Raw genomic sequence first — 17,850 nt, forward strand, 5'->3', positions numbered from 1 at the left:
ACGCCTCGCGTGTTCCGGGGCGGCAGCAGAGTGAAAGACTGGGGCGCGTCAGCACGCAGACGAACCCTGAGAGGGGCGCTTCACCATGGCCATCGAGGTCGGCACCAAGGCTCCGGACTTCACGCTGAAGAACCAGCACGGCGAGGCCGTGTCGCTCTCCGACTTCGCGGGGAAGAAGAACGTCGTCCTGCTCTTCTACCCCTTCGCCTTCACCGGCGTGTGCACCGGTGAGCTGTGCGCGCTGCGTGACGAGCTGCCGAAGTTCGTGAACGACGACGTGCAGCTGCTGGCCGTCTCCAACGACTCGCCGTTCGCCCTGCGCGTGTTCTCCGAGCAGGAGGGTCTGGACTACCCGCTGCTCTCCGACTTCTGGCCGCACGGTGAGGCTTCCCGCGCGTACGGCGTCTTCGACGAGGAGAAGGGCTGCGCGGTGCGCGGCACCTTCATCATCGACAAGGAGGGCACGGTCCGCTGGACCGTCGTCAACGGCCTGCCCGACGCCCGTGATCTGAACGAGTACGCGAAGGCCCTGGAAACCCTCTGACCCCGGGGGCAACCCTTTCGGTCACAGCTCTGTGAGCCGGGGGAACCGCTCACTAGGATCGACTCGTTGATCCGACGGTATCCGTACATCCGCAAACAACGGGGGCACGCTGTGCTCCTTGCGAACACCGATTTCTGGAGGACTCGTGGGAGTCAGCCTCAGCAAGGGCGGGAACGTCTCGCTGACCAAGGAGGCCCCGAACCTGACCGCCGTGGTCGTCGGTCTCGGGTGGGACGTCCGTACGACGACCGGGGCGGACTTCGACCTCGATGCGAGCGCGCTGCTGACGAACAGCGAGGGGAAGGTCGGCAGCGACCAGAACTTCGTCTTCTTCAACAACCTCAAGAGCCCCGACGGTTCCGTGGAGCACACCGGCGACAACCTCACCGGTGAGGGCGAGGGCGACGACGAGGTCATCAAGGTCAATCTGGCCGGTGTGCCGGCCGATGTGGAGAAGATCGTCTTCCCGGTCTCCATCTACGAGGCCGAGACCCGGCAGCAGAGCTTCGGCCAGGTCCGCAACGCGTTCATCCGCGTGGTGAACCAGGCGGACAACAACGAGCTGGCGCGCTACGACCTCAGCGAGGACGCCTCGACCGAGACCGCCATGGTCTTCGGCGAGCTGTACCGGCACGGCGCGGAGTGGAAGTTCCGCGCCATCGGCCAGGGGTACGCCTCCGGTCTGCGCGGCATCGCGCAGGACTTCGGCGTCAACGTCTGAGACGTCGCTGTGCGAGGCGTCGGCGTCCGAGACGCCAACGCCCGAGCCCTCCGCGTGCGGTGGCGCGTCCGCGTCCGAACACAAAGAACAGCGTGCACAGTACGAGCACAACCCGCTGCGCGCTTTGACACAGCGCCCCGGCGCCGCAGACTTCCCGACGGGAGTGTGCGGCGCCGCGTGGTGTGGACACACGAGACGTAACGGTGAAACCGCTGATCTTTGGCGAGTCTGTGGGCGATGCCGGACAGTGGGAGTTCCGGGCAGCCGGGCAGGGGTACGCCTCAGGGTTGAGGGGCATCGCTCTAGACTCGGGGGTCAACGTTTCGTAAGCAGACGTCATGTCGTTCGTAAAGCGGATTGGGTAGCCAGTGCTTCTGAGAACCTTCGGCTGGTCCTTCGGCGTCACCGCCGTTGGTCTGGCCTTCGCCGCGTACTTCTGGGGGTGGGAGGGCTTCGCCGTCGTGGCGATCCTCTCGATCCTCGAGATCTCGTTGTCCTTCGACAACGCAGTCGTCAACGCCGGTGTGCTGCGCAAGATGAACGCCTTCTGGCAGAAGATCTTCCTCACCATCGGCATCCTGATCGCGGTGTTCGGAATGCGGCTGGTGTTCCCGGTCGTCATCGTGGCCATCAGCGCCAAGGTGGGCCCGATCGAGGCCGTTCAGGTAGCGCTCGACAACCCCGAGCGGTACGAGCAGCTCGTCACCGACGCGCACCCCGCGATCGCGGCCTTCGGTGGCATGTTCCTTCTGATGATCTTCCTCAACTTCATTCTCGAGGAGCGTGAGCACAAGTGGCTCGCGTGGCTCGAGCGTCCCCTCGCCAAGCTCGGCAAGGTGGACATGCTGTCCGTCTGCGTCGCGCTGATCGTGCTGTTGGTCTCCGCGATGACCGTGGCCACGGCCGCGCACCAGCACGGCGGTACACACGCCGACAAGTCGGCCACAGTGCTCCTCGCCGGCGTCGCCGGTCTGATCACTTACCTGATCGTCGGCGGTCTCTCCAGCCACTTCGAGAACAAGCTCGAAGAGGAGGAGGAAGCCGAGGAGGAACGCGAGGAGGAAGCCAGGCGGGAGGGCAAGGACCCGAGTCTGGTCGGAGTCGCCGGCAAGGCGGCCTTCTTCATGTTCCTGTACCTCGAAGTCCTCGACGCCTCCTTCTCGTTCGACGGCGTGATCGGCGCGTTCGCGGTCACCAACCACATCTTCTGGATGGCGCTCGGTCTGGGCATCGGCGCGATGTACGTCCGTTCGCTCACGGTCTACCTGGTCCGCCAGGGCACCCTGGACGACTACGTGTACCTGGAGCACGGGGCGCACTACGCCATCGGCGCGCTGGCCGTGATCCTCTTGGTCACCATCAAGTACGAGATCAACGAAGTGTTCACGGGTCTGATCGGCGTCGTGCTGATCGCGGCGTCCTTCTGGTCCTCGGTGGCGCGGAACCGGCGCCTTACGGCGGCCGGCGGCGACGGCGGAGATTCCGGCGACGACGACTCCGCCGGCGGCACCGGCAAGCAGTCGGAGGTCGGCAGCCAGGTCTGACGGGCGGCCGGCTGACGTCAGCCTGCGAAGGTGTCATCACAGCCGGTTTGCGGAACGCTCCCTGCGGGGCGGCACGGAAGTCCCGAGAGGGCGACGGTGCCGCCCCGCAGCAGTTGTGCACAGGGAAGAATTGGTGGGGGTGGGTGATGGTCTCCCTCTGGGAGCACTGGCGGAACGCCGCGGGCATGCGCCGCGGACCGAAGTTCGACACGGTCGGCGGTCCCGACACGTACGCGGTGGAGCTGACGAAGCGTCGCTCCACCGTCTCGCTGACGGAGCAGAGCGCCGACAGCGGCAGTATGCGGGTCAATCTCTCCTGGCGGATGCGGACTTCCGACTTCGACGAAGGCAGGCGTCGTAGCAGTTCACTGCGCCGCCCCCTGCAGATGCTGAAGCCGGATGTCGTCCAGGCGCACACGCAGGGCGTCGTCAACGTCGACCTCGACCTCGCCTGTATGTACGAGCTGGTGGACGGCAGCCGCGGCGTGGTGCAGCCGCTCGGCGGCTTCTACGGCGACATGAACGCCCCGCCGTTCGTGAAGCTCAGCGGCGACGACCGGTTCGGCTCGCCGTCCGGCGAGACGATCTATGTGAATCTCGATCACAAGGACCAGATCAAGCGGCTGCTGTTCTTCGTCTACATCTACGACGGCACGCCCGCATTCGACCGTACGCAGGCCATCCTGTCGCTGTTCCCCAGCAACGGGCCGCGCGTCGAAGTGGCGCTCGACGAGCGTGCGCCACAGGCCCGTTCGTGCGCGGTGCTGCTGCTGGAGCACCACAAGGACGAGCTGATCGTGCGCCGCGAGGCGCGCTACGTGTACGGCTTCCAGGCAGAGCTGGACCGGCTGTACGGCTGGGGTCTGCAGTGGGGCCGCGGCTACAAGACCGACAAGGTCTGAGGGCCCGCGGGACCCGCCGTACGTGCGCCCCCGGGCGCTCCGGCGCCCGGGGGCTGAACCCTCAGTGGCTGACGAACTGCGGCCCCTGGGGCGGCAGTGCGAAGTTCGGGTCCGGTTGCGGGTAGCCGTACGCGGGCTGCGGATAGCCGTACGCGGGCCGGGTGGCCGGGGGCTGCTGCGGGGGCGGCGGGTAGCCGGCGCCGGGCGGAGCGGCCGGCGGTGCCTGCTCCGGCTGCGGCCCTCCGGGGCCGGGCGGCGGGCCCGGCGGAGGTCCGGGCGGCGGCTCGGGCGCGGGCGGTGCGGGGCCGGGTTCGGGCTGCGGATGCGGCTCGGGGCCCGGGTCGGGCACCGGGGCCGGCTCCGGGAAGTCCGGCTCTCCGGGTGGCTGCGGCACCGTGCCCTCCACGACTCCCGCCCCGCCGGCGGCGGCCACGGCGGGCGCCGGCATGCCCGGGCCGAGCGTGCCGGGACCCGGGATGTACGGCACGGTCGCGTCCGGGTCGTCCTCGACCGCGGGCGCGTGCGCGGGGCGTGCGGGCGCGGCGCCCGCGGCGCCGGCCGAGGCCGATTCGGAGTCCGTGCTCTGCGACGGGGCCGCTGCCTCCTGGCCGGCCGCGCCGTCCTCGACGGAGACGCCGAACTCCGTTGCCAGTCCGATCAGTCCGGTCTCGTAGCCCTGGCCCAGCGCGCGGAACTTCCAGCCGTCCCCGCGCCGGTAGAGCTCACCGCAGATCATCGCGGTCTCCGCGCCGGTCTCAGGGTGGATGTCGAAGCGCACCAGCGGCTCGCCGGCAGGCTCCCCGTCCTGGCCCGCCGCGAAGAGCAGCAGCCGCAGCTCCCGTACACCGGCGAAGCTGCCTCCGTCGGCGGAGGCGGCCAGCATCACCTGCGTCACTTCGGGGGAGAGCGCCGACAGGTCGGCCTCGACGGTGTCCAACAGCCCTTCGCCCTCGCGGACCTTGGCGAGGTGCCGGACAAGTCCCGAGGGGTGCCGGGGCTGGTTGTAGAAGACGAAGTCCTCGTCGGTGCGCACCGTGCCGGTGTCCCCGAGGAGCAGTGCGGAGGCGTCGATGTCGGGCGCGGACGTACCCGGCACCCAGTACAGAGCGGCACGCACCGATCCCGTCTCCAGCTGGACGTTCGATCCCTTCACCATGGCGTGCGTCATGCGCTCATCCTGCCTTCCTGCCGTGGCTGCCGACAACGCGGGATGGCCGCCGGGTACCCCCCAGTAACGCGACTTTCACCCACATGAGGAACGTTCGACTCTCGCGCTTGCGTACGATGAACGGCCGGATCCCGCCACGGCGACGCTGCCTGCCGCGGGTGCGGAGATCAGCGCCGCGAGGCATCGAGGAGGGCCCGGCGGCCGTGACACGACGGGGAGACGGGGTCATCCATGCGGCATTTCAGGCACCTGGCGCCTGAGCGACGGCGCGCGCTGTTCCACCGCGAACCGGCCGAATTCACCGCCGGTTCGCCGTCCCGGGTGCTGGCGGCGGCGCTCGGCGCCACCCTCTACAGTCCCGCCACCCGCCCGGCGCTCGCCGCCGACGTGCGCAAACAGTCCGCGCGCGGCGTGGTGTCGATGGTGCTGTGCCTGGAGGACTCGATCGACGACGCGGATGTCGCGGACGCCGAGCACAATCTGGTGCGCCAGCTGGGCGAGTTGGCCGAGGGACCGGCGGACGAGCTGCCGCTGCTGTTCGTGCGGGTGCGTGAGCCCGCCCAGATCACCACGTTGACGGCCCGGCTCGGCGAGGCCGTCCGCGTGCTCTCCGGCTTCGTCCTGCCGAAGTTCACCGAGGAGCGGGGCATCCCGTTCCTGGAGGCCGCCGCCGCCGCGGAGGCGGAGAGCGGGAACCGGCTGTTCGCGATGCCCGTGCTGGAGTCGCCGGCCCTTCTGCATCTGGAGACCCGGGCCGACACGCTCGCCGGGATCGCCCGCGCCGTCGACAAGTACCGCGAGCGGGTGCTGGCGCTGCGGCTGGGGGTCACCGACTTCTGCTCCGCGTACGGGCTGCGGCGCACGCCCGAGATGACGGCGTACGACGTGCAGTTGGTCGCCGGGGTCATCGGGGACGTGGTGAACGTCCTCGGCCGTGCGGACGGCACGGGCTTCACGGTGACCGGGCCCGTGTGGGAGTACTTCCGGTTCGAGCAGCGGAAGTTCAAGCCGCAGCTGCGCCGCAGTCCGTTCCTCAGCGGCCGCGCGGAAGAACTGCGTACGGCTCTGATCGAACATGACATGGACGGCCTGCTGCGGGAGATCGAACTTGACCGGACCAACGGTCTGCTGGGCAAGACGTGCATCCATCCGTCACATGTCGCGCCTGTGCACGCCCTGTCCGTCGTGACGCACGAGGAGTACACCGACGCGACGGACATTCTGAGCCCCGCCCGGGACGGTGGGGGAGTGCTGCGCTCCGCGTACACGAACAAGATGAACGAGGTGAAGCCCCACCGCGCCTGGGCCGAACGCACACTGCTGCGCGGTGAGGTGTTCGGCGTGGCGCACGAGGGCGTGAGCTTCGTGGACCTGCTGGCTGCGGGTGTCAGGTGAGAGGGGAACGAGAGATGACGTGGTCCGGCGAGTGGGTCGCCGAGCGGCTGGGCGCCGAGCTCGAAGGGGACGGGCTGCGGGATCTCCTGGGGCTCGCCCTGCGCCGCAACCCCAAGCGTGCCCACCTGTTGGTCTCCCGCGTACTGGGCAAGCACGTGCCGCAGAGTCCCGCCGTGGTGCACGGCGCGGGTCTGCGACTCGGGGCGCGCGTACGGGAGCTGCTCGGCGCGGAGGGTGCCGCGCGCGCCGTCGTGCTCGGGTACGCGGAGACCGCCACGGCCCTGGGGCACAGTGTCGCCGACGGTCTGGGCGGCGCCGTCTATCTGCACTCCACCCGGCGACCTGTGCACGGTGTCGCCACGGCGGGCGGCTTCGAGGAGGAGCACAGCCACGCCACGTCGCACCTGCTGCTGCCGGAGGATCCCGGACTGCTCGACGGGGACGGCCCGTTGGTGCTCGTCGACGACGAGTTCTCCACCGGACGCACTGTGCGCAACACCATCGCCGCACTGCACAGGCGCAGTCCGCGCGAGCAGTACGTCATCGTGGCGCTGGTCGACATGCGCTCCGCCGCGGACACCGGCGACCTGCAGAAGTTCGCCGCCGAACTGGGCGCCCGCATCCGTGTGGTGTCCCTGGCGGGCGGCACCGTACGGCTCCCGGACGACGCACTGGAACGCGGCCGGCGGCTGGTCGACGAGTGGGACGGTGCGACGGTCCCCGCGGCACGCGAGAGCGTGGAAGAGCCCGGAGCGGTGCGCCGTATCGCCCTCGGCTGGCCGGACGGGCTGCCGGACGGCGGGCGGCACGGCTTCACCCCGGAGCACCGCGGCCGGCTGGAGGACGCGCTGCCCTCCATGGCCGCACAGCTCGCCGGCGCGCTGCCGCACGGCGCACGGCGCGTACTGGTCCTCGGCAGCGAGGAGTTGATGTACGCGCCGCTGCGGCTGGCCACCGCGCTGGAGGACCACCTCGGCGGACACGCCGAGGTGCGCTACTCCACGACAACCCGGTCACCCGTGCTGGCCGTCGACGACCCCGGCTACGCGATACGTACGGCCCTCACGTTCCCCGCGCACGACGAGCCCGCCGACGGGCCCGGCACCCGCTACGCGTACAACGTGGACCCCGGCGGTGACCCCTCCCGCAGGTTCGACGCCGTCGTCGCCGTCACCGACTCACAGGGCGACACGGCTCAACTGCACGACGGCGACGGCCTTCTCGCACGGCTCGCCCCGCACACCGGTACCGTCCTGCTGGCCGTCGTCCCCTCGTACAGGCCGGCACCCGCACGCCTGCCGGAGCCCCTGCGCGGGCCCGCCTTCTCCTCGTACGAGCCCGACGAAGTGGGCTGGCTGCTCCAGGACATGTCGCACGTCCGGCTGGAGGCGCCCACGGAGGAACGCGAGGAGGCCGTCCAGCGCGGCGGCGCGCACTACGCCGAGTCGCTGCCCGTCGAATACCAGCCGAGCGACGAGTACCAGCAGCTGTTCCACAGCGCCCTGGACGCCTCCGCCGCACGGATCGCCCGCGCGGTCGGCGCGGTCACCGAGACCGTGCTCGCCGAACGCGGCGCGGCAGGACGGCAGCACGGCGGCGCACAGCCCGTCCTGGTGTCGCTGGCCCGCGCCGGTACGCCTGTCGGTGTGCTGATGCGCCGCTGGGCGCAGCGGGTGCACGGGCGCGACCTGCCGCACTACGCGGTCTCCATCGTGCGCGGCCGCGGCATCGACACCACCGCGCTGCGCTGGCTGGCCGACCGGCACGACCCGCGCGATGTGGTGTTCGTCGACGGCTGGACCGGCAAGGGCGCCATCACCCGCGAACTCGCCGACGCGCTCGCCCCGTTCGACGGCTTCGACCCGGAGTTGGCCGTGCTCGCCGACCCGGGCGGCTGTGTCCGGACCTACGGCACGCGGGAGGACTTCCTCATCCCGTCGGCCTGCCTCAACTCCACGGTGTCCGGGCTGATCTCGCGCACCGTGCTGCGCTCCGACCTCGTCGGGCCCGACGACTTCCACGGCGGGAAGTTCTACAGCGAGCTGGCCGGAAGCGACCTCTCCCGGCACTTCCTGGACACCGTCGCGGCCCGTTTCGACGACGTGCGCGGCGACGCCGAGGACGACGCGCGGGCGCTGCTCGCCGCCGACGACAGGGCGCCCACCTGGGCCGGCTGGCGTGCCGTCGAGCGGATCAGCGAGGAGTACGGCATCGGCGACGTCAACCTGGTCAAGCCCGGTGTCGGCGAGACCACCCGTGTCATGCTGCGCCGCGTGCCCTGGCGGGTACTGGCCCGGCGCGGCGCGGGCGCCGACCTGGACCATGTGCGGCTGCTCGCGGAGCAGCGCGGCGTACCCGTCGAGGAAGTGGACGGACTCCCGTACACCTGCGTGGGTCTGATCCACCCGCGCTTCACCCGCGGTGCGACCGGTGCCGACGGCAGGACGGTGACCCCGTGAACAGTCTGTCCTCGACGACGCCTGTCATAGCCAGCGACCTCGACCGGACGCTCATCTATTCGTCCGCCGCCCTCGCACTGTCCGTACCGGACGCGGAGGCCCCCCGGCTGCTGTGCGTCGAAGTGTACGAAGGCAGACCGCTGTCATATATGACGGAGACCGCGGCGGCGCTGCTGTGCGAGGTCGCGGAGCGCGCCGTGTTCGTACCGTCCACCACTCGCACCCGCGAGCAGTACGCACGAATCCGGCTGCCCGGACCGGCCCCCCGTTATGCCATCTGTGCCAACGGCGGCCATCTGCTGGTCGACGGCGAGAGCGACACCGACTGGCAGGCACAGGTGCGCAAACGGCTCTCCGAATGCGCACCGCTGGACGAGGTCCGGGCACATCTGCGCCACACCACGAGCGACGAGTGGCTGCTCAAGGAGCGCGTCGCCGAGGACCTGTTCGCCTACCTCGTCGTCGACCGGGAACGGCTGCCCGACGCGTACGTGAAGGAACTCGGCGAGTGGGCCGGGCCGCGCGGCTGGACGGTCTCCCTCCAGGGCCGCAAGATCTACGCCGTGCCGCGCCCGCTCACCAAGAGCGCCGCCGTCGCGGAGGTCGCCCGGCGTACGGGCGCCGACCGTACGTACGCGGCGGGGGACTCACTGCTCGACGCCGACATGCTGCTCGCCGCCGACGCCGGATGGCGGCCGGGACACGGCGAACTGGCCGACGAGGGCTGGCAGGCCCCGCACATCACAGCACTGCGCGAGCGGGGCGTGGCGGCGGGCGAGCGCATCCTGCGCGACATGTGCGCGGTCAGCGCCGGCCGGCCGCGCGAAGCGGGTTCCGCAGTCAGCCTGTGAAGCGGTCAGCTTGTGGCGCGGTCAGTCTGTGAAGCGGTTCAGCAGGTGATGCTGTGCCGCTGCCGGCGCGCCCGCGCGCGCTGTTCGCGTTCCGCCTCACCGGGGTGACGGCTGCGCCAGTACGGATTGTCGTGCGGGAGGGCGCTGCCCACGCGCCCGTACATGCCGAACACCAGCAGCATCAGTCCGACGACAAAGCTGAACAGCACGTTCTGGATGCGGAACGCCAGAGAGTTCAGGCCGGTCTCCAGCAGCGCCAGATTGACGAAACCGCTCAGCAGGAACGCCGCGCCCAGCACGATGTTGAGCGTCGAGGCGAAGTTCCCGCCGCGCAGCATGCCGGAGAAGAGCAGCAGTCCGACGACGACGGACAGCACACCCAGCGCACCGTTCGTACTGAGACCGGCGACAGTGTCGCCCCGGGTGTCGAAGAAGCCGACGGTGCCGGTCAGTCCGAGGATCCCGAAGGCCAGCAGCACGAGCCCCATCAGCCCGGCGCCCGCGCGGTAGACGCGGCTCAGCTTGTGGTCGACCGGCAGGTGCTCGTCCAGCACGGTGCGGGCGCGCGTACGGGGCCGGGGTCCGGCGCCGTACGGGTGCGTACGGTGCGGGTGGGCGAGAGCCATGACGCCCTCCTTCTCCGGAGGGGATCCGCGGCGCGGGAAGTCCGCTGCGGGAGTCCCCGCACTCCAGCGTAGATCGCGCCGTCGCCCGCGTCCCGTACGCGCCGTGCGGTCCGTCAGCCGCAGCAGCCGCCCCCCCGCAGCATCCGCCGCCCCCGCCCTGCGCGGGAGCGGGCTGCGCCCCGGCGCTGCCGCCCACGGCGACGGCCGACAGCAGCTTCACGGTGTCCCCGTGCCCCTCGGGACAGTCGGCGGGCATGCTCGACTCCGCCATGGGACGGCTCAGTTCGAAGGTGGCCCCGCACTCGCGGCAGCGGTACTCGTATCGCGGCATGCCGGAAGAGTACGGCCCCGGCGCGTCAGGCGCCGCCCCCGCCCCGCTCTTCCCGTATCCGCTCGACGACCAGCCGGACGGTTTCGCGCACCGCGTCCAGTTCGGTCAGCAGGTGCCAGTAGTCGGGGTGCCGGCCTGTCAGCGAGGACACGGCACGGTCGACCCGGGCGACGGCGTCGTCCAGCGGGCGCGCGTGCTGCGGATCGGGGGTGCTGCGCCCGGCCATGGCGAGGCGCTGCGCGTCCCGGATGGCGAACCGGGCGCGGTCGACCTCCTTGGTGTGGTCGAAGGACACCTCGTTCAGTCTCTGCAGCCGCTCGCCCGCCGCCTTCACCGCCTCGTCGGTGCTGTTCAGCAGGGCGCGCACCGTCGACAGCTGTGCGGTCGCGTCCGCCCAGCGCTGCTCCGCGCGCGCCTTGCGCGCCTCGGCCAGCTTGTCCTCCGCCTGCTGTACGGAACGCTCCGCCTCCTTGGGCACCTTCTGGAGGTCCTGCCAGCACGCGGCGCTGAAACGGCGGCGCAGCTCGCTCAGCACCGGCTCGACCTGCGCGGCGCGCGTGTGCAGCGCCTCCGTGCGGGTGCGCAGGGAGGCCAGCCGCTTGTCGGTCTCGGCGGCGCGCTCGGGCAGCCGCTCGGCCTCCCCGCGGAGGGTCTCCGCCTCCCGCACGACACGGTCGGCGCGCCGCAGTGTGTCCTGCACACCGTGCCGGGCCGCGCCCTCGTTGAGCTTCGTGAGCTCGGGGGAGAGGGCCGCGAGCCGCGCGGCGAGGTCGTCGGCCTTGAGCCCCGCGCTCCGTACGGACTCCAGCGCGCCGGTCGCCGCCATCAAGCCCTGCCGGGCCCGCTCCACGGCGGGCGCGAGCCGGGCCAGCTCGTTCTCCGCCTTCTGCAGCAGGGAGCCGAGACTCTGCCCGAACCGGTCCAGCTCGGACTTCGTACGGTCCAGGTCCTGCCGCACCCGGTCCAGCTCGGCGCGGGCGCGGGCGGCGGCGGACGAGTCGAGCCCGTCCCGGTCGAGGTCGTGCGCGTCGACGGTGTTGATGTACGTGTGCGACACCTCGTCGATGCGGGTGCCGAAGTCGGCGAAGTCGGCGACAGCCTTGCGGGCGGCGGGCGAGTCGTCGACGGCACTCAGCGTCTCGATGGAGATCCGCAGATCGCGCTGGGCGGAGTCGAGTTGGTAGAAGGCATCGGCCGCGGCGTCCTTGGCGGACTGCGCATCGGCCCGGAGGTTCTCCGCGCGGCCGCTCCCCCAGCCCCAGCGGCGGGTCCCGCCGCCGTTCATCGCCGTCACAAAACCTCTCCCCGCGTGTGCCGCCGCCGTCCGTGGATCGTGGTCATTCTCCCACCCCCGGACAACGAACACACCGGCCCGATCGTTCACACACCGGGCGGTACGGGCCCCGGAACCCTGAACGGGTTTGCGCTGCGGGCCCGATGGCAGGGTAGTCTGTGGCGTCACCACAGCTCCGGGCGCATAGCTCAGCGGTAGAGCGCTTGCCTTACAAGCAAGATGTCACTGGTTCGATCCCAGTTGTGCCCACTCCATGAACGCAGCTCAGGCCCCCTCCGGGAATCTTCGGAGGGGGCCTGACGTGTGCTGCGTGTCCTACTGCGTGTGCCTGCCGCGGTGCGCGGTTCTTCGGCAGGGCGTTCGTTGGCGCGCTTCCGGTGTCACTGTGTGCGGCGCCGTTGGCGGATGAGCAGGCAGAGGCCGGTTCCGGAGCCCAGAGCGAGCACGGCCGCAGCGATCAGGAGGACCTCGGGGCGTGAACCCTCGCCGGTGTTCGCGAGGGTGCCGGGTGGCGGGGAGGGGGCGGCCGTCCGGGTGGGGTGAGGCGCGGGGGAGCTGTGGGCCGGCGACGGTGTGGGCGTCGCTGTCGGGGAGCCGGTGGGCGTGGGAGTCGGGGTGGGTGTCGGCGTCGGTGTGGGGGTGGGGTCATCGGGAGGTGCGCAGCTGGGGAGGTCGCCGTTGAAGGGGTAGGCGTGGAACTCTCCTCCGCCACCGCCGGGGTCGGAGGTGTGGGTGAGTGAACCGGCGGTGTAGAAGCGGCCGTTCATGCCGGGCATGGTCACCGTTGCCGTGCTGTCGGGGTTGCCTGCCAGCACTGCGCCCTGGAACGCCGCGGTGCCGTGGAGGCCGATGTCCTGCGCGTCGGGGAAGTTCCACAGCAGGCGTTCCCTGATGTCCTCGGGAAGGCTCTGCCCGGAGACGTAGGAGGAGATCGTGCGGCTGCTCCCGTAGACGTTGACCAGCACGGTGGCGTCGGCCGGGATGTTCTCGAACTGGATGTCCTGATCGGCTCCGGTCCCGCCGATGTCCGCGTCCAGGGAGAAGACCTGCAGCTGTGAAGTGCCGTCTCCGGTGAAGGTGGTGGCCCAGCCGGACTGCTGCACGGTGCCGGTCGGTTGTCGCCGTACGTCTTCGTCGTAGGCGTAACAGTGGCTCGCCGCGGTGAGGTTGTGCCGGATGTGCTGGTACGGGTCGTCGGCCGTGGGGTCGTGTTCCGGTGCGGGTTCGATGTCCCCGCGCGCGGTGTCTTCGTATTCGACGTCGCCCTCTGCGCCGTTGCCCTCCGCGTACATGCTCTGGCCGGGCGCCACGGTCACATCCCCGCCGCTGGTCAGGAAGTCGCTGCCGTCCGGCGGCGGGACCTGTGAACCGACGCCTGCCACGCCGACGTTGTAGACCAGGCTGGAACCGGGCGACTTGTTCATGTCGAAGTCGCCGAGCGTGACGATCTTGCCTTCTGCCTCGGCGGCGGACTCGCGCACAAGGTAGTCACCGCCGACGAAGACGTTGAGATTGCTGTCCCGGCCCGCCGGGCTCCCGTTGTTGGGGTCGTTCCAGTCGCTCGGGCAGTCCGGCCCGAGACAGGGCCCCAGCCCGTCGGGCAGCGGATCGGCGACGCCGTGCGGGGCGAGGGGCCCGAGCAGCAGCGTTGTCGCCAGGAGTCCGGTCACTGGTCCGTGCAGCACAAGACCGCGCCGCACCCCTGTCGTGCCATCGGTGCGGGTGTGTGCCATGAGCCGATGGTGAGGAGTGCGCGGACGGCGAGGGGGACACCACGCTCGTCTGCTCCTCCGGATGGCGGTCGGCCGGAGTACGCGGCGGTCCTGTACGTCAGGGGCCGAAGAGCTTGTCAGAGACCGAAGGACTTGTCAGAGCCCGAAGGGCTTGGAGTAGCGGACGGCGCCGCGGGGGAGCGGAGCGCCGTCGAGGGAGAGGGCGAAGAACGCCTCGGCGGGCCACTCCTGGCCGGGCGGGGGCGTGATGCCGTGGCCCGCGCAGGGCGTGAAGCCGAAGCGCGGGTAGTACGGGGGGTGGCCGAGGACGACGACGGTGTGCTCGCCCGCGTCGCGTGCCGCGTCCAGGGCCGCGCGGATCACGGCGGTGCCGGCGCCCTGCCCCTGGTGCGCGGGGAGTACGGCGCACGGGGCGAGGGCCAGGGCCGGGGTGTCACCGATGTGACAGCGCGTCAGGAGGGCGTGGCCCACTGCCGCGCCGTCGCCGGGGGAGACGGCCAGCCAGGACAGGTGGGGGAGCCAGGCTTCGGGGTCGGCGCGGAGGGCGTCGACGAGGTCGGCCTCTTCCGTGGTGTCGAAGGCGGCCAGTTCGACACGGCGTACGGCGGCGGCGTCCGTGTCGCCGTGTCGTTCGGCGCGGGTCGGCCAGTGGCCGGTGTGGCCTGCGTCCGTGTGGCCTGTGGGGTGGTCGGCAGAGGTCATGCGGTCATGCTCTCCCACCGGACGTCAGGAGTGCAGCGCCATTTCCGTGCCCTGCGGGGCTGCCGGTTCCATGTCCTGCGGGGCGGCGGTCTGGTCGGCGGGTGCGCCGGGAGCCTGCGGCCTGCGCCGGATCACGAACGCGGCGACGGAGCCCGCCAGGATCAGCGCGGCCAGCGAGAGCGCGGTGCTGAGCCAGCTGGCGCCCAGCCACTGTCCGCCGAAGTAGCCGAGGCCCACGCTGTACGCGGCCCAGGCGAGGCCCGCGAGGGCCGACCACGGGAGGAACTCGGCGGCGCGCCGGTGTGCCACACCGGCGGTCAGGGAGACCACGGAACGGCCGGCGGGTGCGAAGCGCGCGAGGACGACCAGTACGCCGCCACCGCGGGTGATGGCCTGACCGAGGCGTTCCTGCGCCGCGGTCAGCCGCCGCGAGCGGGCGATGGCGCGGCCGAAGCGGTCGCCGCCGCGCCAGGCCAGCCGGTAGGCGACGAGGTCGCCGAGTACGGAGGCGACGGTGGCGCAGCCGATGAGGGCCAGCATCTCGGGGAGGTGCGGGAGCCCGTGTGCCGCCTGCTGGGCGTGGCTGGGGAGGTCGGCCGCGTCGGCCGCCGTGGTGCCCGCCGCCGCGGTGGCCGCGGTGATCACGAGGACGCCGCTGGGCAGTACGGGCACGAACACGTCGAGGAGCACGGAGGCCGCGATGAGACCGTAGATCCACGGGGATCCGGTCACCGACCCGAGGGTATCCAGCACCGTGTCTCCGCTTCTCCCCCGGCCCGAACGAAAGCGCCCGAATTATTGGCTTATCCGGGTGCCCGTCGTTCAGGTTACGCCTGTAAGGCGTGTGTAAAGCAGCAGATCCGGCGTGGCGACGATCTCACTCGCGGGTGGAATACCGGCGGCCCAACGAGGGGCGGCCCAACGCGGGGCGGTGCCGGCGCGCGGGCCCGGTGTCAGTCCGCGCGGCCGCGGGCGAAGAGCCGGTCGGCGGCGAACGCGCCGGGGCCGGTGAAGACCAGCAGCAGGAACGCCCAGCAGAACAGTGCCGCGGGCTCGCCGCCGTTCTGCAGCGGCCACAGGGCTTCCGGCTGGTGCATGGCGAAATAGGCGTACGCCATGGAGCCGGAGGCGAGGAGGGCCGCGGCCCGGGTGCCGAGGCCGAGCAGGACGAGCAGGCCACAGCCGAGCTGGATGGCGGCCGCGTACCAGCCGGGCCACGAGTACAGCGGAACCGTGCCGCCGTGTGTGCCCATCGCGCCGCCGAGCACGCCGAACAGTGAGGCGGCTCCGTGGCAGGCGAACAGTCCGCCGAAGACGACGCGGAACGCGGCGAGGGCGTACGGCCGGGTGGCCGTGGTGAACGAGGTCCTGCCGTCCGTGCCGGCGTGTACGCCGGAAGCGGCGTGGGCGGCAGGGGAGTTGGCGGGGTGGTAGGCGTAGCCGGCGTCCGTGGGGGAGGACATGAAGGCTCCTTCGGTCCGGCGGCGCGGAACGGGGACGGAACGGCGCCGCTGGGTAAGGATTACCTCTCTACGCTTGCGAGCTCAACCTTCTGTGTACGGGACAGCTTCCGGGGCGCCAGTGAGCGCAGTGCCGCACGGGCCACCGCGTCGGTGTCGGTGAGCGTCACCGAATTGACGCCCGGACGGGCCCCCGCAGCGGTCACCCAGTGCACTCCCTCCGTCGGCACGCCCAGCGCGAAGCGCCGCGGGTGCGCCCGGCCGCGCGCGTCGACGAGCCGGTACGGGCAGGGCGTCACGTCCAGCCCGCCCGTCTCGTACCCGTCGGCGCTGTGCGGGCGGCACGCGCCGGTACGCAGCAGGCCGCGCAGCAGCGGGTCGGCCGTGCGGCGCAGATCGGGCTCCGGGAGCCGGGCCTCGATCAGCGCGGTCGCGGTCACGGCGGAACCCGGGACGGCGGGGGAGTGGGCCGTGAAACCGTCGCTGCCGGTACGTATCTCCAGGCGGGGGCCGAGGACTTCGAGCACTCCGGCCTCGATCAGTGCGGCGGTCTCCTCAATGCGCCGGCGGGGCGGCCCGATGGAGAGGAAGGCGTTCAGCGGGGTGTACCAGCGGTCCAGATGGTCGCGCCGGGAAGTGCCGGACAGTCCGCCGTGATCGACGACAAGCCGCAGTTCGTTGCGGAGGTCGCGCAGGACGTCCAGTGCCGCTTTCAGCGGGCCGGTCACATTGCCCTGCCGTGCGTGCAGGGCGTCCTCGTGCAGTACGGACAGCAGCCAGGCCCGGAAGTCGTCCGGTCCGCCGAACTCGCGTCGCACGGGCGGATGGGACACCGTCTGCCAGTCCCACCGCAGGGCGTCCGGTATGCCGAACTCCTCCAGCAGCGCGCGCTCTTCGGCGCTGCCGTGCGGTGCGCCGCGGAAGCGCGCGCGGAAGCCGAACGGGTGCGGGTGACCGAGCAGTGTCTCGTAGTAGACCGTCTCGACCTCCTTGGCGACCAGCGGCCACACCTCGGACAGGAAGTCCGGCGGGGAGCCGGCCTCCGTACGGGCCCGGAAACCGGCGATCACGGAGGGCGTGAGCAGCAGTGGGGTGTGCCGGCCGTGCGCGCCCTTCTCGTTGTCCCCGCGCGCGTGGTACGGGACACCGCGCCGCGAACCGGCGTACAGCCGGGGCTCCTTGCCGGAGGGGTGGTACGTCAGTCCCGCGGGGGTGTCCTCGAACCGGCCGCCGCGGCCGGTCGTCAACAGGGCCACGTGGTCGAAGAAGTTGAGGCCCAGACCGCGCAGCAGGACCGGCTCGCCGCTCTCCAGAGCGTCCAGTTCGGCAGACAGGTCGGCGGGGTTGGCGGGCGGCAGATAGCGCAGACCGTGGCGGCGGGCGTGGGAGGCGAGGCGGCGCTGTGCGGCGGCGGGTTCGGCGGGGAGGTGGCCCTGGGCGAGAACGACTGTCGTGAGGCCCGTGATCCGGCTGCCGTCGGACAGTTCGAGCTGCTGCACGGCGCCGGACGGTGCGGTGCCGGATGGTGCGATGCCGGCCGGTGTGCCGGCGGTGGTGGGGCCGGACTGTACGCCGTGTGCCGGTTCCTCGGTCAGCCGGACGGCACTGGCCCGGTGCACCCGTACCGTCACGGAGTCCGGTGCGCTGCGCAGCACTTCGCCGAAAACCCACTCCAGGTAGGCCCCGTAGAGCGCGCGGGACGGATAGTCGTCGGGTCCGAGCGTGCGAGGCCCGGGAGCGCCCTCGCCAGGCGGTGCGGAAGGGAGACGCGCGTACCACTCGTACAGGCTCGGGCCGGGGCGTATCGGGCCCTCCGCGGTCACGCTGTCGTCGGTGAACAGGGTGACTTGGGAGGCCACGGTGTTCATCAGCAGCTCGCCGGACTGCGCGGTGCGCCACACGCGCCCCGCGCCGGGCGGATGAGGGTCGACGACGTGCACGGTCAGCCTGTCGCCGGCGGGCAGGAGTTCCGGTACGGAGGCGCAGAGCCGCTCCACCACGCTGGCGCCGCGGGGGCCTGCGCCGACGACGGCGACGGAGTGGACCTGGACCACGTGGGTCTCCCGGGGCTGTGGGGGCGCGAGGGGAATTGGGGTGCGCCCCATCATGCCGATCGGGAA

15 protein-coding genes, 1 tRNA gene and 2 pseudogenes are annotated in these 17,850 nt (G+C 71.4%); 9 read left to right on the forward strand and 9 right to left on the reverse strand.

Going from position 1 to position 17,850, the window contains the following annotated elements; all coding sequences use genetic code 11:
• Window positions 1-85: 85 nt before the first annotated feature.
• From AC3AGO_RS23780 to AC3AGO_RS23800, 5 genes and pseudogenes are all read left to right on the forward strand, one after another.
• Window positions 86-544, forward strand: a complete 459-nt coding sequence (locus AC3AGO_RS23780; RefSeq protein ID WP_487822260.1) for a peroxiredoxin — start codon at window positions 86-88, stop codon at window positions 542-544.
• Between the two features lie 145 nt (window positions 545-689).
• Window positions 690-1,265 (forward strand): TerD family protein, encoded by a 576-nt coding sequence (locus AC3AGO_RS23785; protein ID WP_487822261.1) that lies wholly within the window; start codon window positions 690-692, stop codon window positions 1,263-1,265.
• Window positions 1,266-1,465: 200 nt separating this feature from the next.
• Window positions 1,466-1,594, forward strand: a pseudogene (locus AC3AGO_RS23790) (TerD family protein); the annotation flags it as partial.
• A gap of 39 nt (window positions 1,595-1,633) precedes the next feature.
• Window positions 1,634-2,809: a DUF475 domain-containing protein gene (locus tag AC3AGO_RS23795; RefSeq protein ID WP_487822262.1), complete on the forward strand. Its 1,176-nt coding sequence runs from the start codon at window positions 1,634-1,636 to the stop codon at window positions 2,807-2,809.
• A gap of 146 nt (window positions 2,810-2,955) precedes the next feature.
• Window positions 2,956-3,711: a Tellurium resistance gene (locus AC3AGO_RS23800; RefSeq protein ID WP_487822263.1), complete on the forward strand. Its 756-nt coding sequence runs from the start codon at window positions 2,956-2,958 to the stop codon at window positions 3,709-3,711.
• A gap of 61 nt (window positions 3,712-3,772) precedes the next feature.
• Here AC3AGO_RS23800 and AC3AGO_RS23805 read toward each other — a convergent pair whose 3' ends face one another.
• Window positions 3,773-4,879, reverse strand: a complete 1,107-nt coding sequence (locus tag AC3AGO_RS23805) for a TerD family protein (RefSeq protein ID WP_487822264.1) — start codon at window positions 4,877-4,879, stop codon at window positions 3,773-3,775.
• A gap of 231 nt (window positions 4,880-5,110) precedes the next feature.
• On the opposite strand from AC3AGO_RS23805, the gene AC3AGO_RS23810 reads away from it, so the two are divergent.
• The 3 genes from AC3AGO_RS23810 to AC3AGO_RS23820 are packed head-to-tail and all read left to right on the forward strand — an operon-like array spanning window position 5,111 to window position 9,584.
• Window positions 5,111-6,274, forward strand: a complete 1,164-nt coding sequence (locus AC3AGO_RS23810) for an HpcH/HpaI aldolase/citrate lyase family protein (RefSeq protein ID WP_487822265.1) — start codon at window positions 5,111-5,113, stop codon at window positions 6,272-6,274.
• Between the two features lie 14 nt (window positions 6,275-6,288).
• Window positions 6,289-8,733 carry a phosphoribosyltransferase gene (locus AC3AGO_RS23815; protein ID WP_487822266.1) on the forward strand — a complete coding sequence of 815 codons (2,445 nt, stop codon included), beginning with the start codon at window positions 6,289-6,291 and terminating at the stop codon, window positions 8,731-8,733.
• Window positions 8,730-9,584, forward strand: coding sequence for an HAD family hydrolase (locus AC3AGO_RS23820; RefSeq protein WP_487822267.1), 855 nt, complete (start codon window positions 8,730-8,732; stop codon window positions 9,582-9,584). Before AC3AGO_RS23815 ends, AC3AGO_RS23820 begins: the two co-directional genes overlap by 4 nt.
• A gap of 38 nt (window positions 9,585-9,622) precedes the next feature.
• On the opposite strand, the gene AC3AGO_RS23825 is transcribed toward AC3AGO_RS23820, so the two are convergent.
• The 3 genes and pseudogenes from AC3AGO_RS23825 to AC3AGO_RS23835 form a co-directional block, all read right to left on the reverse strand.
• Window positions 9,623-10,210 carry a DUF4383 domain-containing protein gene (locus tag AC3AGO_RS23825; protein WP_487822268.1) on the reverse strand — a complete coding sequence of 196 codons (588 nt, stop codon included), beginning with the start codon at window positions 10,208-10,210 and terminating at the stop codon, window positions 9,623-9,625.
• 113 nt (window positions 10,211-10,323) lie between these two features.
• Window positions 10,324-10,541: pseudogene (locus tag AC3AGO_RS23830) on the reverse strand (FmdB family zinc ribbon protein).
• Window positions 10,542-10,566: 25 nt separating this feature from the next.
• Window positions 10,567-11,835, reverse strand: coding sequence for a hypothetical protein (locus AC3AGO_RS23835; RefSeq protein ID WP_487822269.1), 1,269 nt, complete (start codon window positions 11,833-11,835; stop codon window positions 10,567-10,569).
• A gap of 177 nt (window positions 11,836-12,012) precedes the next feature.
• On the opposite strand from AC3AGO_RS23835, the gene AC3AGO_RS23840 reads away from it, so the two are divergent.
• Window positions 12,013-12,084, forward strand: a tRNA-Val gene (locus AC3AGO_RS23840).
• 131 nt (window positions 12,085-12,215) lie between these two features.
• Here AC3AGO_RS23840 and AC3AGO_RS23845 read toward each other — a convergent pair.
• The 5 genes from AC3AGO_RS23845 to AC3AGO_RS23865 form a co-directional block, all read right to left on the reverse strand.
• Entirely contained in the window at window positions 12,216-13,568 is a 1,353-nt protein-coding gene (locus tag AC3AGO_RS23845; protein WP_487822270.1) for a choice-of-anchor A family protein, read from the reverse strand.
• Window positions 13,569-13,703: 135 nt separating this feature from the next.
• Window positions 13,704-14,270, reverse strand: a complete 567-nt coding sequence (locus AC3AGO_RS23850) for a GNAT family N-acetyltransferase (protein WP_487822271.1) — start codon at window positions 14,268-14,270, stop codon at window positions 13,704-13,706.
• 24 nt (window positions 14,271-14,294) lie between these two features.
• The gene (locus AC3AGO_RS23855; protein ID WP_487822272.1) at window positions 14,295-15,023 is read right to left on the reverse strand and encodes a DedA family protein; all 729 of its coding nucleotides are present in this window, start codon (window positions 15,021-15,023) and stop codon (window positions 14,295-14,297) included.
• Window positions 15,024-15,223: 200 nt separating this feature from the next.
• Entirely contained in the window at window positions 15,224-15,733 is a 510-nt protein-coding gene (locus AC3AGO_RS23860) for a DoxX family protein (RefSeq protein ID WP_487822273.1), read from the reverse strand.
• A gap of 59 nt (window positions 15,734-15,792) precedes the next feature.
• Window positions 15,793-17,838, reverse strand: a complete 2,046-nt coding sequence (locus AC3AGO_RS23865) for an FAD/NAD(P)-binding protein (RefSeq protein WP_487824782.1) — start codon at window positions 17,836-17,838, stop codon at window positions 15,793-15,795.
• Window positions 17,839-17,850: the final 12 nt, after the last annotated feature.

The organism is Streptomyces sp. BL1, from assembly GCF_057628045.1.